General features: G+C 59.8%; 13 protein-coding genes and 1 pseudogene. 6 read left to right on the top strand and 8 right to left on the bottom strand.

Annotated elements, in window-relative coordinates; all coding sequences use genetic code 11:
• Window positions 1–51: 51 nt before the first annotated feature.
• A complete protein-coding gene (locus tag ACM110_RS22885; protein WP_416129554.1) occupies window positions 52–663 on the bottom strand; it encodes an energy transducer TonB in 612 nt (203 codons plus the stop codon).
• Between the two features lie 314 nt (window positions 664–977).
• On the opposite strand from ACM110_RS22885, the pseudogene glpT reads away from it, so the two are divergent.
• Window positions 978–1121, top strand: a pseudogene (glpT, locus tag ACM110_RS22880) (glycerol-3-phosphate transporter); the annotation flags it as partial.
• Here the strand turns inward: glpT and ACM110_RS22875 are convergent.
• The 6 genes from ACM110_RS22875 to ACM110_RS22850 form a co-directional block, all read right to left on the bottom strand.
• On the bottom strand, window positions 1097–1765 hold the full coding sequence (locus ACM110_RS22875; RefSeq protein ID WP_338583785.1) for a gamma-glutamylcyclotransferase: 669 nt from the start codon (window positions 1763–1765) through the stop codon (window positions 1097–1099). The pseudogene glpT and the gene ACM110_RS22875 overlap by 25 nt on opposite strands.
• Window positions 1766–2081: 316 nt before the next feature.
• A complete protein-coding gene (locus ACM110_RS22870; RefSeq protein ID WP_416129553.1) occupies window positions 2082–3050 on the bottom strand; it encodes a CDP-6-deoxy-delta-3,4-glucoseen reductase in 969 nt (322 codons plus the stop codon).
• On the bottom strand, window positions 3050–4516 hold the full coding sequence (ubiD, locus tag ACM110_RS22865) for a 4-hydroxy-3-polyprenylbenzoate decarboxylase (RefSeq protein WP_338583787.1): 1467 nt from the start codon (window positions 4514–4516) through the stop codon (window positions 3050–3052). Before ubiD ends, ACM110_RS22870 begins: the two co-directional genes overlap by 1 nt.
• Window positions 4517–4657: 141 nt before the next feature.
• Window positions 4658–5917, bottom strand: coding sequence for a transcription termination factor Rho (gene rho / locus ACM110_RS22860; protein WP_046039047.1), 1260 nt, complete (start codon window positions 5915–5917; stop codon window positions 4658–4660).
• 248 nt (window positions 5918–6165) lie between these two features.
• Complete coding sequence (gene trxA / locus ACM110_RS22855; protein ID WP_003206727.1) at window positions 6166–6495, bottom strand: thioredoxin TrxA; 330 nt, start codon at window positions 6493–6495, stop codon at window positions 6166–6168.
• Window positions 6496–6616: 121 nt separating this feature from the next.
• On the bottom strand, window positions 6617–7324 hold the full coding sequence (locus ACM110_RS22850; protein ID WP_416129552.1) for a FadR/GntR family transcriptional regulator: 708 nt from the start codon (window positions 7322–7324) through the stop codon (window positions 6617–6619).
• A 256-nt stretch (window positions 7325–7580) separates the two neighbouring features.
• Between ACM110_RS22850 and ACM110_RS22845 the strand changes: the two genes are divergently transcribed.
• The 5 genes from ACM110_RS22845 to ppx all read left to right on the top strand — a co-directional run bounded on the left by ACM110_RS22845 (window position 7581) and on the right by ppx (window position 12138).
• The gene (locus tag ACM110_RS22845; RefSeq protein ID WP_416129551.1) at window positions 7581–8366 is read left to right on the top strand and encodes a transporter substrate-binding domain-containing protein; all 786 of its coding nucleotides are present in this window, start codon (window positions 7581–7583) and stop codon (window positions 8364–8366) included.
• A gap of 22 nt (window positions 8367–8388) precedes the next feature.
• On the top strand, window positions 8389–9057 hold the full coding sequence (locus ACM110_RS22840; protein ID WP_130903829.1) for an amino acid ABC transporter permease: 669 nt from the start codon (window positions 8389–8391) through the stop codon (window positions 9055–9057).
• Complete coding sequence (locus tag ACM110_RS22835) at window positions 9054–9704, top strand: amino acid ABC transporter permease (protein ID WP_416129550.1); 651 nt, start codon at window positions 9054–9056, stop codon at window positions 9702–9704. Before ACM110_RS22840 ends, ACM110_RS22835 begins: the two co-directional genes overlap by 4 nt.
• A complete protein-coding gene (locus ACM110_RS22830) occupies window positions 9691–10428 on the top strand; it encodes an amino acid ABC transporter ATP-binding protein (RefSeq protein ID WP_416129549.1) in 738 nt (245 codons plus the stop codon). Before ACM110_RS22835 ends, ACM110_RS22830 begins: the two co-directional genes overlap by 14 nt.
• 207 nt (window positions 10429–10635) lie before the next feature.
• Window positions 10636–12138, top strand: coding sequence for an exopolyphosphatase (ppx, locus tag ACM110_RS22825; RefSeq protein WP_416129548.1), 1503 nt, complete (start codon window positions 10636–10638; stop codon window positions 12136–12138).
• Window positions 12139–12278: 140 nt separating this feature from the next.
• On the opposite strand, the gene ppk1 is transcribed toward ppx, so the two are convergent.
• Complete coding sequence (ppk1, locus tag ACM110_RS22820; protein WP_416129547.1) at window positions 12279–14501, bottom strand: polyphosphate kinase 1; 2223 nt, start codon at window positions 14499–14501, stop codon at window positions 12279–12281.
• Between the last annotated feature and the right edge of the window lie 14 nt (window positions 14502–14515).

The raw sequence follows: 14515 nt of genomic DNA, 5'->3' as shown, positions 1-14515 counted from the left end.
GCATTCCATCAGGTCTGGACTTCAACCAACGTTGTCCAGACCCACCCAAAACTAAAGCAACTTACGAATATCCTCGGGCAAATACCTCACATACCGGGAAACCGGGTTGCTCAGGCACTGCCTGACAATAAATGGCACTTTCCTGTTCATCTTGGCTATCAGTTCAAGACGTCGCTCATTTGATAATACTGTCGTAGAGATCGAGTTCGACAGATAGGCGCGGGTGTAATGAAATGCAGCGGAATCAATCCACGACTGCTCTGCAGTGTGAACAAAGACTTCGTTGAGATCGCGACATCTCAACTCTTTGAGCCATTGATTGGTGTGGATCGGCAAAGTCGAGTCAAACCGAAACTGCATCGGGGCGATCACTTCCTGCTCGGCGGGTTTGTCGCCTTCAACCACCCACGACTTGAACCGCCACTGCGCTATCGCAACCCTTGTCGCTTCAGCCAGGTCGGGGTGATCGCTTTGCAGGATGCTCACCTTGCTGACTGAACCATCGGCACTGACCGAAAACCTGACCCGTACATCCCCGATGACCCCGGCCCTTTGCAGCGTCAGTGGATAAATGGGCCGGGGATTGTGTTCCGGTATCAGCAAGAACTCCTCAGCCCGAACGCCAGCAACCACCAACATGAAAATCAACGCGAACCACCGCATAACCCCTCCCTTTCGTAACTAAATGCCAGACCTTGGCAGCAGCGCAAAGGCTACAGATTGACGCCCCTGAGCTGTAGATCACGACTTCCGGTAAACGCGAAGGACATTTCCCAAAGACCTGCCCTACCTCGGACGGATCAGCGGCATAAAAACGGAAACGGTTAACGTTTCCTACAACGTCGTTCATTTACATCTGAGCGACATGTTCATTGACGGGGATCGTTTCCGATAACGTCGGCGGTGGCCTGATCGGCCCGCTGTTCTTGATGGGCATGGGCTTGTTCAACGACTGGGCACCGACCTACCTGAAGGAAGCCAAGGGCTACACCGTGGACCATTTCGGCTGGGACGGCGGTTTCGTCTTGCTGATCGGTGCGTGCCTGCTGGCGATGGCCTTCCTTGCGCCAACGCTGCGGCACAAGCAAGTCGCCAGTCAGAGCCGCGAAGCGATCGCTTGATCAGCTTTTGATTTGCAGCGCTTGAGCCGCGCCTCCAGATTCCGGTCTGGCATGGCGTGGCTACGCAGGGCGTGTGCGGTCTGCTCGACATAATCGCGAGTGGTGCCGTAACGCCCGCAAGCGTTTTCGAACACGTGGCTCAGCACGTGGTCCGGCAAGTTTCCGGCATAGCTGGGCAAGTGCCGCTCCAGAACAAACCCCAACGCCTGAACCTGTGTGCCGTCTTCGAGCCGGCAATTGAGCCAGTGTGGGCGATAGGACGGAAACGGCATTTCCCGCTTCCAGAGCGCATACAACGAAGCGTCCAGTTGCTCTTCCGGCAAGCGGTAGGCAAAACCACTGCATGAACCGCCGCGATCCAGACCGAACACCAGCCCCGGCATTTCCGGGGTACCGCGATGTTCGTGGGACCACAAATACAATCCGCGATGATAGCCATGCACCCGCCCGCGAACGCGCTCGACCGCGGTGCACTCGGGGCGCCAGATCAGCGAACCGTACGCAAAGAGCCACACCGGCCCACCCTTGTGGCGAGCCATGGTCGATTGCATCGAGCCGAGTAATTGTTCGTGAGTGAGCTGCGGCCCCAGATCGAGCTGCGGCGGGTAAGCCAGGTTCAAAAACGAAGATTCAATGGCGCTCATGGCGAATAGCGTTCAGCTCCCCGCGATCAAAGTATTACTTAATAGAACGCACCGTTGTAACAATAAGGCACATAAGTTTTAAGGCAATTTAAGTGCCATGGCACAGTTATTAATTAATTGCCTGAGTGACATATAACCTACCGACATTTATACGATTGTATAAATACCGATAGGCTATATAGAGAGGCATAAGGATACAAACCGTAGGAGCTGCCGCAGGCTGCGATCTTTTGATTTTCAAGACAAAGTCAAAAGATCGCAGCCTCCGGCAGCTCCTACAAAGGGCAGACTCAAGATCGCGGATCAAGATCGCGGATCAAGATCGTGGCGCGTACGCAAACACGTCGGCGCGCATCTGATGGGCGTCCATTCCCGCCTCGACCAACGCATCGAGCGTGCCATAGACCATCGCCGGGGAGCCGCTGGCATACACGTGCAAGGTCTTCAGATCGGGAAAGTCTTCGCACACCGCTTCATGCAACATGCCGCAACGCCCCTGCCAGCCGCATTGATCGCTGACGACTTTATGCAAAAATAGGTTCGGTAACTTCAGCCATTCATCCCAATGTTCGACTTCATAAAAGTCTTCAGGTCGACGCACGCCCCAGTACAGGTGCACAGGATGCTTGAAGCCTTCGGCGCGGCAATGCTCGATCAGGCCGTGGATCTGGCCCATTCCCGTCCCTGCCGCGATCAGCACCAGCGGACCGTCCGGTAACTCGGCCAGATGCGCATCACCGAACGGCATGTCGATCCGCACCATCGTGTTGCCTTGCAGTTGCTTGATCAGGTTTATCGCACTGGCTTCGCGCGCCAGCACGTGAATTTCCAGATCACGCCCGCCCGAAGGAGCCGACGCCAGGGAGAAGGACGACTTCTCGCCGTTGTCCCGATGGATCATCAGGTACTGGCCAGCGTGGTAACGCGGTGGCTTGCCGGCCGGCGCCCGCAGCCGCACTCGCCAGGTATCACCGCCGACATCGGTGCAACTGGTGACCTGACACGACAGACTGCGCACCGGCAATTCTCCCAGCGCGAGCACGCCATCCCACAGCACGATGCAGTCTTCCAGCGGCTCTGCTATGCAAGTGTAGAACTCGCCATGGTCACGCACATGGCCGCCCTGCTCGACTCGCCCTTCCACCAGCAGCGCGGCACAGACGTGGCAGTTGCCGTTGCGACAGCTTTGCGGGCATTCATAGCCCAGACGGCGTGCGCCATCGAGAATCCGCTCGCCGGGCAGAATCTCAAGCACTGCTCCGGAGGGCTGCAAGGTTACACGCATCAATCTATTCCTAACTGATTCCAGATGGCATCGATCCGCTGGGTCACGGCGTCGTCCTTGACGATCACCCGGCCCCACTCGCGCGTGGTTTCGCCAGGCCATTTATGCGTGGCATCGAGCCCCATCTTCGAACCCAGGCCGGAGACCGGCGAGGCAAAGTCGAGGTAGTCGATCGGCGTGTTCTCGATCATCACCGTGTCGCGCTTGGGGTCCATGCGCGTGGTGATGGCCCAGATCACATCGTTCCAGTCCCGGGCGTTGATATCGTCGTCAGTGACGATAACGAACTTGGTGTACATGAACTGTCGCAAAAACGACCAGACACCGAGCATTACCCGCTTGGCATGCCCCGGATACGACTTCTTCATGGTCACGATGGCCATGCGATACGAGCAGCCTTCGGGCGGCAAGTAGAAGTCGGTGATCTCCGGGAACTGCTTCTGCAGGATCGGCACGAACACTTCATTCAGCGCCACACCGAGAATCGCCGGTTCATCCGGTGGACGGCCGGTGTAGGTGCTGTGGTAGATCGGTTTGATCCGGTGGGTGATGCGCTCGACGGTGAACACCGGGAAGCTGTCGACTTCGTTGTAGTAACCGGTGTGGTCGCCGTACGGACCTTCATCGGCCATCTCGCCCGGATGAATCACGCCTTCTAGGATGATCTCGGCGGTGGCCGGCACTTGCAGGTCGTTGCCGCGGCACTTCACCAGTTCGGTACGGTTGCCGCGCAGCAGGCCGGCGAAGGCGTACTCGGAGAGGCTGTCGGGCACTGGCGTCACGGCACCGAGAATGGTCGCGGGGTCAGCGCCCAGCGCCACGGCCACCGGGAACGGTTGGCCCGGATGTTTCTCGCACCACTCGCGATAATCCAGCGCGCCACCACGGTGGCTGAGCCAGCGCATGATGACTTTGTTGCGGCCGATCACTTGCTGACGGTAAATACCGAGGTTCTGCCGGTCCTTGTTCGGACCTTTGGTGACGGTCAGGCCCCAGGTGATCAGTGGCGCAACGTCGCCCGGCCAGCAGGTCTGCACCGGCAGCGTCGAAAGGTCGACGTCGTCGCCTTCGATGACCACTTCCTGGCAGATCGCATCTTTGACGACCTTGGGCGCCATCGAGATGATCTTGCGGAAGATCGGCAGCTTGGACCAGGCGTCTTTCAGCCCCTTCGGCGGCTCGGGTTCCTTGAGGAACGCCAGCAGCTTGCCGATTTCGCGCAGTTCGCTGACCGCTTCGGCGCCCATGCCCAACGCGACGCGCTCGGGGGTGCCGAACAGGTTGCCGAGCACGGGAATGTCGTAACCCGTTGGCTTTTCGAATAGCAGGGCCGGGCCTTTGGCGCGCAAAGTGCGGTCGCAGACCTCGGTCATTTCGAGCACTGGGGACACGGGAACCTGGATGCGCTTGAGTTCGCCGCGCTGTTCCAGCCCGCTGATAAAGTCGCGCAAGTCGCGATACTGCATGCGTGAGCCTCGTGTTGGCCGTGGCGTTCGGGGCAGGCAGTTTAGCGCCGAACCCTGCGGTTCAGAACCACGAACTGCCGCTTTGATCAAAAATCGGATAGCAAAAAGCCGGGTTTCCCCGGCTTTTTGTGTCTGCTCGACTTACTTGCGCTTCATCGACAGGAAGAACTCATCGTTGGTCTTGGTCGTTTTCAGCTTGTCGACCAGGAACTCGATGGCAGCCACTTCGTCCATCGGATGCAGCAGCTTGCGCAGAATCCACATGCGCTGCAACTCGTCGTCGGCCGTCAGCAACTCTTCGCGGCGGGTACCGGAACGGTTAATGTTGATGGCCGGGAAAACGCGTTTTTCCGCGATACGACGATCCAGAGGCAGCTCCATGTTGCCGGTGCCTTTGAATTCTTCGTAGATCACTTCGTCCATCTTCGAGCCGGTTTCAACCAGCGCGGTGGCGATGATGGTCAGCGAGCCGCCTTCTTCGATGTTCCGCGCGGCACCGAAGAAACGCTTCGGTTTCTCCAGGGCGTGAGCATCGACACCACCGGTGAGTACCTTGCCGGAGCTCGGGATTACGGTGTTGTAGGCACGGGCCAGACGGGTGATGGAGTCGAGCAGGATCACCACGTCCTTCTTGTGTTCGACCAGGCGCTTGGCCTTCTCGATCACCATCTCGGCAACCTGCACGTGGCGGGTTGGCGGCTCATCGAACGTCGAGGCAACCACTTCGCCGCGCACGGTGCGCTGCATTTCGGTTACTTCTTCCGGACGTTCGTCGATCAGCAGCACGATCAGATGAACTTCAGGATTGTTACGCGCGATGTTCGCGGCAATGTTCTGCAGCATGATCGTCTTACCGGCTTTCGGCGGTGCAACGATCAGACCGCGCTGGCCTTTGCCGATCGGAGCGCACAGGTCGATGACACGACCGGTCAAGTCTTCGGTGGAACCGTTACCGGCTTCCATCTTCATGCGCACGGTCGGGAACAGCGGGGTCAGGTTCTCGAAGAGAATCTTGTTTTTCGCGTTTTCCGGACGGTCATAGTTGATCGTGTCGACCTTGAGCAGCGCGAAATAACGCTCGCCTTCCTTTGGAGGGCGGATCTTGCCAACGATGGTGTCACCGGTGCGCAAGTTGAAGCGACGGATCTGGCTCGGCGAGACGTAGATATCGTCTGGGCCGGCAAGATAGGAGGCGTCTGCAGAGCGGAGGAAGCCGAAGCCGTCCTGGAGAATCTCCAGCACGCCATCACCGGAGATTTCCTCGCCGCTTTTCGCGTGCTTTTTCAGCAGGGAGAAAATCACGTCCTGCTTGCGCGAACGGGCCATATTTTCTATGCCCATCTGTTCGGCCAATTCGAGCAGTTCGGTAATCGGCTTTTGCTTGAGTTCAGTCAGATTCATATAGGAATGACGTAATCATTTATGGAGGGGGGAAATTAAGCTTTTGGCTTAATGAGGCCGCGCCGCGGAGAAGGCGACAGGATCGCGTACTTATTCGAAAAGGAGAGCGTCGGCGACGGCTAGCAGGGGGCAATGGAGAAACCAGTGCGGGGCCGAATGTATCACCTGAGTTTCGGAGCGTCTAGCCCTCAATAACGAAAAAGGCCCCGCTATTTGCGGGGCCTTTTTTTGACACGCTACAACGACGCTTAGATGTTGGCGTCGAGGAAAGCCGCCAGTTGCGACTTCGACAGTGCGCCGACCTTGGTCGCTTCAACGTTGCCGTTCTTGAACAGCATCAGGGTCGGGATACCACGCACGCCATGCTTGGCCGGGGTTTCCTGGTTTTCGTCGATGTTCAGTTTGGCAACGGTCAGCTTGCCTTTGTAGGTCTCGGCAATTTCGTCCAGAACAGGAGCGATCATTTTGCAAGGGCCGCACCATTCAGCCCAGTAGTCGACCAGTACAGCGCCTTCAGCCTTGAGTACGTCGGCCTCGAAGCTAGCGTCGCTAACGTGTTTGATAAGATCGCTGCTCATGGAATTCTCCAGGGTTGTAAGCAAAAAAACGTGGCCCATCATAGCTGCCCTTCCCTCGTTCAGGAAGGTGCAGATGATTGAGTCTCGCTATGGTGTTCCATGAGTTTGGGTATAGCCCAGGTCACGCCGTGGCGGGAGCGACGAAGGCAATTCCGGTGCGCAACGCGGCATTGCGCACATGTTCATGCATGGCTTTCTGCGCGGCCCCGGATGCCCGGCGCGCCAGTGCACGAAGGATTTTGCGGTGTTCCTGCCAGGTTTCCATGGCCCGTTCGGCCCGGATGAACGGTAGCTTCTGGCTCTCCAAAAAGATGTCGGCACTGGCGGTGAGGATGCTCAGCATCGCCTGATTACCGCTGGCCAGAAGAATGCGGCGGTGGAATTCGAAGTCGAGGCGCGCCGCGGCTTCGAAGTCGCCGGCCTTCAGCTCGTTGCGCATGGCCGCGACATTGTCTTCCAGCGCATCAAGCTCATCGGTGCTCAGCGTCACCGCCGCCAATCCCGCAGCGAATCCCTCCAGCGCATAGCGCAACTGGAAGATGTCCAGTGGCGAAGCTTGCGCCGCGAAAGGCCAACCCGGCGCCGCGTCGCCTCGCGGCAGCTCCACCGGCGACTGCACGAACACGCCTTTGCCCGGTTGGATGCTGATTACGCCCAGCGCACTCAACGATGACAACGCCTCGCGCAACGACGCCCGACTCACGCCCAACTGCACCGCCAGGTCCCGTTGCGAGGGCAAGGCGTCCCCCGCCCCGAAGCCCTGTTCGGTGATCAGTTTGCGGATGGCTTGCAGCGCCACTTCGGGTACGGCGCGGGAGATCGAGTTCATGGTTTTCCAGACGAACCAGGCCAATGTGCGCTCAGTTGTAAAGCTATTCGCGACGCCCGGCAAGTCGTGCCCCATGGGGGTTCGAACATTTTCACGGCTGCGCCATCGGGGTGCGAAACGCAAGTCTACTGTTCAGACCAGTAAGACCGTGCGACGCCAGCAAAACCGCGCTCTGGCGCCCCCAAAACCCTATGTTGGCATGGCCCATGCTCTGTCGATCCGCAGAAATTACTTCTCGCCGATTCGGAGATTTGCCATGACCCAGCGTTACAGCGCCCTCCTCGCCGCCCTGTTTGCCAGCCTGATGCTGAGCCAGGCACCCGCCCACGCCGACGGTCTGGAGGATGTGGTCAAGCGCGGCGTACTCAAGGTTGCCGTGCCCCAGGACTTCCCGCCGTTCGGCTCGGTCGGCCCGGACATGAAGCCCCGTGGCCTGGACATCGACACCGCCAAACTGCTGGCCGACCAGCTCAAGGTCAAACTTGAACTGACCCCGGTCAACAGCACCAACCGCATCCCGTTCCTGACCACCGGCAAAGTCGACCTGGTGATTTCCAGCCTCGGCAAAAACCCAGAGCGTGAAAAAGTCATCGACTTCTCCCGCGCCTACGCACCGTTCTACCTCGCCGTGTTCGGTCCGCCAGACGCCGACATCAAGAGCCTCGATGACCTCAAGGGCAAGACCATCAGCGTCACCCGCGGCGCCATCGAAGACATCGAGCTGACCAAGGTCGCCCCCGAAGGCGTGACCATCAAGCGTTTCGAAGACAACAACTCGACCATCGCTGCGTACCTGGCTGGGCAAGTCGACCTGATCGCCAGCGGCAACGTGGTGATGGTGGCGATCAGCGAGAAGAACCCGAAACGCGTGCCGGCGCTGAAAGTGAAGCTCAAGGACTCTCCGGTCTACGTCGGCGTGAACAAGAACGAGCCGGCGCTGCTGGACAAGGTCAACCAGATCCTCGTCACCGCCAAGGGCGACGGCGCGCTGGAAAAGAACGCCCTGACCTGGCTGAAAGAACCGCTGCCGGCCGATCTCTGATTCGGCGCGCAGGAGACACGCTATGGCTTATCAGTTCGATTTCTTGCCAGTGGTACACAACACCGATCTGTTGCTGCGCGGTGCGTTGTTCACCCTTGAGCTGACGGCCATCGGCGCGGTGCTCGGCGTGGGGCTGGGCATTGTCGGGGCGTTGGTGCGGGCGTGGAACATCCGCCCGTTCGCCGGGATTTTCGCGGTCTACGTCGAGTTGATCCGCAACACGCCGTTTCTGGTGCAGTTGTTTTTCATCTTCTTCGGCTTGCCGTCGCTGGGCGTGCAGATTTCCGAATGGCAGGCGGCGGTGCTGGCGATGGTGATCAACCTCGGCGCCTATTCCACCGAGATTATCCGTGCCGGCATCCAGGCGATCCCCCGGGGTCAACTGGAAGCTGCGGCGGCGTTGGCGATGACGCGCTTCGAGGCGTTCCGCCACGTGGTGCTGCTGCCGGCGCTGGGCAAGGTCTGGCCGGCCCTGAGTAGCCAGATCATCATCGTCATGCTCGGCTCGGCAGTCTGCTCGCAGATCGCCACTGAAGAGCTGAGCTTCGCCGCCAACTTCATTCAATCGCGCAACTTCCGCGCCTTTGAAACCTATGCGCTGACCACACTGCTGTATTTGTGCATGGCCCTGTTGATCCGCCAGCTCCTGAATTGGATCGGAACGCGCTATATCTCCAGGAGCAGCCGATGAGCGACTTCACTTTCTGGGACATCGTGCGCAACCTGCTCACGGGCCTGCAATGGACGCTGGCGCTGTCGCTGGTGGCATTCATTGGCGGCGGGCTGATCGGCTTGCTGATCATGGTCATGCGCATCTCGAAAAAATCCCTGCCGCGCAGTTTCGCCCGCACGTACATCGAGCTATTCCAGGGCACACCGCTGTTGATGCAGTTGTTCCTGGTGTTTTTCGGCGTTGCCCTGGCCGGGCTGGAGATTTCGCCGTGGATGGCGGCAGCGATCGCACTGACGCTGTTCACCAGCGCCTACCTGGCTGAGATCTGGCGCGGTTGCGTCGATTCGATCCCCCACGGCCAGTGGGAAGCCTCGTCGAGCCTGGCGCTCAACCCGCTGGAGCAACTGCGCTACGTGATTCTGCCGCAAGCCCTGCGCATCGCCGTGGCGCCGACCGTGGGCTTCTCGGTGCAAGTGGTCAAAGGCACCGCCGTCACCTCGATCATCGGTTTCACCGAACTGACCAAGACCGGCGGCATGCTCGCCAACGCCACCTTCGAACCGTTCATGGTCTACGGCCTCGTGGCCCTCGGCTATTTCCTGCTTTGCTACCCCTTGTCGCTCAGTGCGCGCTACCTGGAAAGGAGACTGCATGCCTCTGCTTAGAATTTCCGCCCTGCATAAATACTACGGCGATCACCACGTGCTCAAAGGCATCGACCTGAGCGTCGAGGAAGGCCAGGTGGTAGCGATCATCGGCCGCAGCGGCTCGGGAAAGTCGACGTTGCTGCGCACGCTCAACGGCCTGGAGTCGATCAACGACGGCGTCATCGAAGTCGACGGCGAATACCTCGACGCCGCCCGCGCCGATCTGCGCAGCCTGCGGCAGAAAGTCGGCATGGTGTTCCAGCAGTTCAATCTGTTCCCGCACCTGACCGTGGGCGAAAACGTGATGCTTGCGCCGCAAGTGGTGCAAAAGGTCCCGAAAGCCAAGGCCGCCGAGCTGGCGCGAGAGATGCTGGAGCGAGTCGGGCTGGGGGAAAAGTTCGACGCGTTTCCCGATCGGCTGTCCGGCGGGCAGCAACAGCGGGTGGCGATTGCCCGCGCTCTGGCGATGTCGCCAAAGGTATTGCTGTGCGACGAAATCACCTCGGCGCTGGACCCGGAGCTGGTCAACGAAGTGTTGAGCGTGGTCCGGCAACTGGCCAAGGAAGGCATGACGCTGATCATGGTGACCCACGAAATGCGCTTTGCCCGGGAGGTTGGGGATAAGTTGGTGTTCATGCACATGGGCAAGGTGCATGAGGTGGGTGATCCGAAGGTTTTGTTTGCCAATCCGCAGACCGCGGAGCTGGCGAACTTCATTGGCACCGTCGAAGCGGCGGGCTGAGAGAAATGCCGGGGCCTTTAAGGCCTCATCGCGAGCAGGCTCACTCCTACATTGGAATGCGGTCACCTGTAGGAGTGAGCCTGCTCGCGATTGACCGCGCAGCGGTCACAGACTTTCTGCGCTGAATCAACGGTTTGAACCATGCGCGTTGGCGGCAGCGTTTGATCGTGGCACGATGTCGAGGTTATCGACCGAGACCCCCAGACCATGCCGCAATCCCAAGCCAAGAATCTGTCCCTGATCGCCGCAATCGACCTGGGCTCCAACAGCTTTCACATGGTCGTGGCCAAGGCCCAGAACGGCGAAATCCGTATTCTCGAGCGTCTCGGGGAGAAGGTTCAGCTGGCCGCCGGCATCGACGAAGAGCGCCGTCTCAGCGAAGAATCGATGCAACGCGGGCTCGACTGCCTCAAGCGTTTCGCCCAACTGATCAACGGTATGCCGCTCGGCGCCGTACGGATCGTCGGCACCAACGCCCTGCGCGAAGCCCGTAACCGCGCCGAATTCATCCACCGCGCCGAAGAAATCCTCGGCCATCCGGTGGAAGTCATTTCCGGCCGTGAAGAGGCGCGCCTGATTTACCTCGGCGTGTCCCACACCCTCGCCGACACGCCGGGCAAGCGCCTGGTGGCCGACATTGGCGGCGGCAGTACCGAATTCATCATCGGCCAGCGCTTCGAACCGTTGCTGCGCGAGAGCCTGCAAATGGGCTGCGTCAGCTACACCCAGCGTTATTTCAAGGACGGCAAGATCACTCCGGCCCGCTACGCCCAGGCGTACACCGCAGCGCGGCTGGAGATCATGAGCATCGAACACGCCCTGCACCGCCTGACCTGGGATGAAGCCATCGGCTCCTCGGGCACCATCCGCGCCATCGGTCTGGCGCTGAAGGCCGGCGGCCACGGCAGTGGCGAAGTCAACGCCGAAGGCCTGGCCTGGCTCAAGCGCAAGCTGATCAAACTCGGCGATGTCGACAAAATCGACTTCGAAGGCATCAAGCCTGATCGCCGGGCGATCTTCCCGGCGGGCCTGGCGATTCTCGAAGCGATCTTCGACTCCCTCGAACTGCAACGCATGGATCACTGCGAAGGTGCCCTGCGTGAAGGCGTGCTGTATGACCTGCTGGGCCGCCATCACCACGAAGACGTGCGCGAACGCACCCTGACCTCGCTGATGGAGCGTTATCACGTGGATCTGGAACAGGCCGTGCGCGTCGAGCGCAAAGCCCTGCATGCCTTCGATCAGGTAGCCAAGGATTGGGATCTGAAAGACGGCGTCTGGCGCGAACTGCTTGGCTGGGCGGCCAAGGTCCATGAAGTCGGCCTGGACATCGCTCACTATCAGTATCACAAGCACGGCGCTTACCTGATCGAGCATTCCGACCTGGCCGGCTTCTCCCGCGAAGACCAGTTGATGCTCGCACTGCTGGTGCGTGGCCACCGCCGCAATATTCCCAAGGACAAGTTCGCCGATTTCGACGATGACGGCATCAAGCTGATTCGCCTGTGCGTGCTGCTGCGCTTTGCGATCCTGTTCCACCACATCCGCGGCACCCAGCAAATGCCTCAGGTAGAACTCAACGCCAAAGGCAATCACCTGGAAGTGGTGTTCCCGAAAAACTGGCTGGATGAAAACCAGCTGACCCAGGCCGACTTCGAAATCGAAGCGCAATGGCTGACGCGGGTGGATGTCGTCCTCAGCGTTCGCTGAATTCGATCCTGTAGGAGCACGGCTTGCCGGCGATGGCGATCTCGAAGGCGCCATCGCCAGCAAGCTGTGCTCCTACAGGGGATGACACAAACAAAAATGGCGATCCTTTTGGATCGCCATTTTTTTACAACTAGCCAGCGTTAACGCACAGCCAGAATCGGACTGCCCAACCGCTCCAACAACGTCGCCTGAGCACTACGCGGGTTCTGGTTGCCGGTCGGCGTGTTGCGGATGTAACGGCCATCCGACTGCAGGCTCCAGCTGTGGGTGTTATCCGTGAGATACAGCTCCAGCTCCTTCTTGACCCGCATGATCAGCTTCTTGCCCTCAACCGGGAAGCAAGTCTCGACGCGCTTGTCGAGGTTGCGCTCCATCCAGTCGGCGCTGGACAGGAACATCTGCTCGTCGCCACCATTGAGGAAGTAGAAGACCCGGGTGTGTTCCAGGAAACGCCCGATGATCGAACGCACGTGGATGTTGTGCGAAACCCCGGCGATGCCCGGTCGCAGGCAGCACATGCCGCGCACGACGAGGTCGATACGCACGCCCGACTGACTGGCCTTGTACAGCGCGCGGATGATCTTCGGATCGGTCAGCGAGTTGAACTTGGCAATGATGTGCGCCGGTTTGCCGTCGAGGGCGAACTGCGTCTCGCGGGCAATCATGTCGAGCATGCCCTTTTTCAGGGTGAACGGCGCATGCAGCAGTTTCTTCATGCGCAGGGTTTTACCCATGCCGATCAACTGGCTGAACAGTTTGCCGACGTCTTCGCACAAGGCGTCGTCGGAGGTCAGCAAGCTGTAGTCGGTGTACAGACGGGCGTTGCCAGCGTGGTAGTTGCCCGTGCCCAAGTGCGCGTAACGGACGATTTCGCCGGCCTCGCGACGCAGGATCAGCATCATCTTGGCGTGGGTCTTGAAGCCGACCACGCCATAGATAACCACCGCACCGGCCGCTTGCAGACGGCTGGCCAGTTGCAGGTTGGATTCTTCGTCGAACCGCGCACGCAATTCGATCACCGCGGTGACCTCCTTGCCGTTACGGGCCGCATCCACCAGCGCGTCGACGATTTCCGAGTTGGCGCCGGAGCGGTACAGCGTCTGGCGCACCGCCAACACATGCGGGTCCTTGGCGGCCTGGCGCAGCAGGTCGACCACCGGGGTGAACGACTCGAACGGGTGCAGCAGCAGGATGTCCTGCTTGCTGATCACGCTGAAAATGTTCTCGCTGTTTTGCAGCAGTTTCGGGATCTGCGGGGTGAACGGCAGGTATTGCAGTTCACGCTGGCTATCCAGACCGGTGATGCTGAACAGCCGCGTCAGGTTCACCGGACCGTTGACCTGATACAGCTCCGTCTCGCCCAGGTTGAACTGCTTGAGCAGGTAGTCGGACAGGTGTTTCGGGCAAGTGTCGGCCACTTCCAGACGCACTGCGTCACCGTAACGACGCGAGAACAGTTCGCCGCGCAGAGCACGAGCCAAGTCTTCGACGTCCTCGGAATCCAGCGCCAGGTCGGCGTTACGGGTCAGGCGGAACTGGTAGCAGCCCTTCACTTTCATGCCCTGGAACAGGTCATCGGCGTGGGCGTGGATCATCGACGACAGGAACACGTAGTTGTCGCCCGCGCCGCCGACTTCTTCCGGCACCTTGATGATGCGCGGCAGCAGGCGCGGTGCCGGGATGATCGCCAGACCCGAATCGCGACCGAAGGCGTCGATGCCTTCGAGCTCGACAATGAAGTTCAGGCTCTTGTTCACCAGCAACGGGAACGGGTGCGTCGGGTCGAGGCCGATCGGGGTGATGATCGGCGCGATCTCGTCGCGGAAATAACGGCGGACCCAGGTCTTGAGCTTGGTCGTCCAGTTACGGCGACGGATGAAGCGGACCTGATGTTTTTCCAGTTCCGGCAACAGAATGTCGTTGAGGATCGCGTACTGACGGTCAACGTGACCGTGTACCAGTTCGCTAATGCGTGCCAGCGCCTGATGCGGTTGCAGGCCATCGGCGCCCGCCTGTTCACGGGCGAAGGTGATCTGCTTCTTCAGGCCGGCGACGCGAATCTCGAAGAACTCGTCCAGGTTGCTGGAGAAGATCAGCAGAAACTTCAGCCGCTCCAGCAATGGATAGGACTCGTCCAGCGCCTGTTCCAGCACGCGGATGTTGAACTGCAGTTGCGACAGCTCGCGGTGGATGTACAGGCTGCTGTCATCCAGACCGGGAATGGCAATCGCCGGTGCCGCCGCAGCGGCTTCGGCTACCACCGCGGGTGGAGCAGGCTCCAGCTCCGGCGGGGTTTCGGCGATTTGCTCGACCACGGGTTGAGCGTCTTGTACGGCAACTTCAGCGAGTCCTTCGGTATTCATCACATGTTCCTGGG

Source organism: Pseudomonas sp. NFX98 (genome assembly GCF_047784845.1).
Lineage (GTDB): Bacteria > Pseudomonadota > Gammaproteobacteria > Pseudomonadales > Pseudomonadaceae > Aquipseudomonas.
Note: the sequence above shows the minus strand (reverse complement) of the source record. Positions and strands in the feature narration are given on the sequence as shown.

Bases quoted from the DNA above. Each gene is read 5' to 3' on its own strand.
- ACM110_RS22885 (WP_416129554.1), bottom strand. From the start codon at position 663: ATGCGGTGGTTCGCGTTGATTTTCATGTTGGTGGTTGCTGGCGTTCGG.
- ACM110_RS22875 (WP_338583785.1), bottom strand. From the start codon at position 1,765: ATGAGCGCCATTGAATCTTCGTTTTTGAACCTGGCTTACCCGCCGCAG.
- ACM110_RS22870 (WP_416129553.1), bottom strand. From the start codon at position 3,050: ATGCGTGTAACCTTGCAGCCCTCCGGAGCAGTGCTTGAGATTCTGCCC.
- ubiD (WP_338583787.1), bottom strand. From the start codon at position 4,516: ATGCAGTATCGCGACTTGCGCGACTTTATCAGCGGGCTGGAACAGCGC.
- rho (WP_046039047.1), bottom strand. From the start codon at position 5,917: ATGAATCTGACTGAACTCAAGCAAAAGCCGATTACCGAACTGCTCGAA.
- trxA (WP_003206727.1), bottom strand. From the start codon at position 6,495: ATGAGCAGCGATCTTATCAAACACGTTAGCGACGCTAGCTTCGAGGCC.
- ACM110_RS22850 (WP_416129552.1), bottom strand. From the start codon at position 7,324: ATGAACTCGATCTCCCGCGCCGTACCCGAAGTGGCGCTGCAAGCCATC.
- ACM110_RS22845 (WP_416129551.1), top strand. From the start codon at position 7,581: ATGACCCAGCGTTACAGCGCCCTCCTCGCCGCCCTGTTTGCCAGCCTG.
- ACM110_RS22840 (WP_130903829.1), top strand. From the start codon at position 8,389: ATGGCTTATCAGTTCGATTTCTTGCCAGTGGTACACAACACCGATCTG.
- ACM110_RS22835 (WP_416129550.1), top strand. From the start codon at position 9,054: ATGAGCGACTTCACTTTCTGGGACATCGTGCGCAACCTGCTCACGGGC.
- ACM110_RS22830 (WP_416129549.1), top strand. From the start codon at position 9,691: ATGCCTCTGCTTAGAATTTCCGCCCTGCATAAATACTACGGCGATCAC.
- ppx (WP_416129548.1), top strand. From the start codon at position 10,636: ATGCCGCAATCCCAAGCCAAGAATCTGTCCCTGATCGCCGCAATCGAC.
- ppk1 (WP_416129547.1), bottom strand. From the start codon at position 14,501: ATGAATACCGAAGGACTCGCTGAAGTTGCCGTACAAGACGCTCAACCC.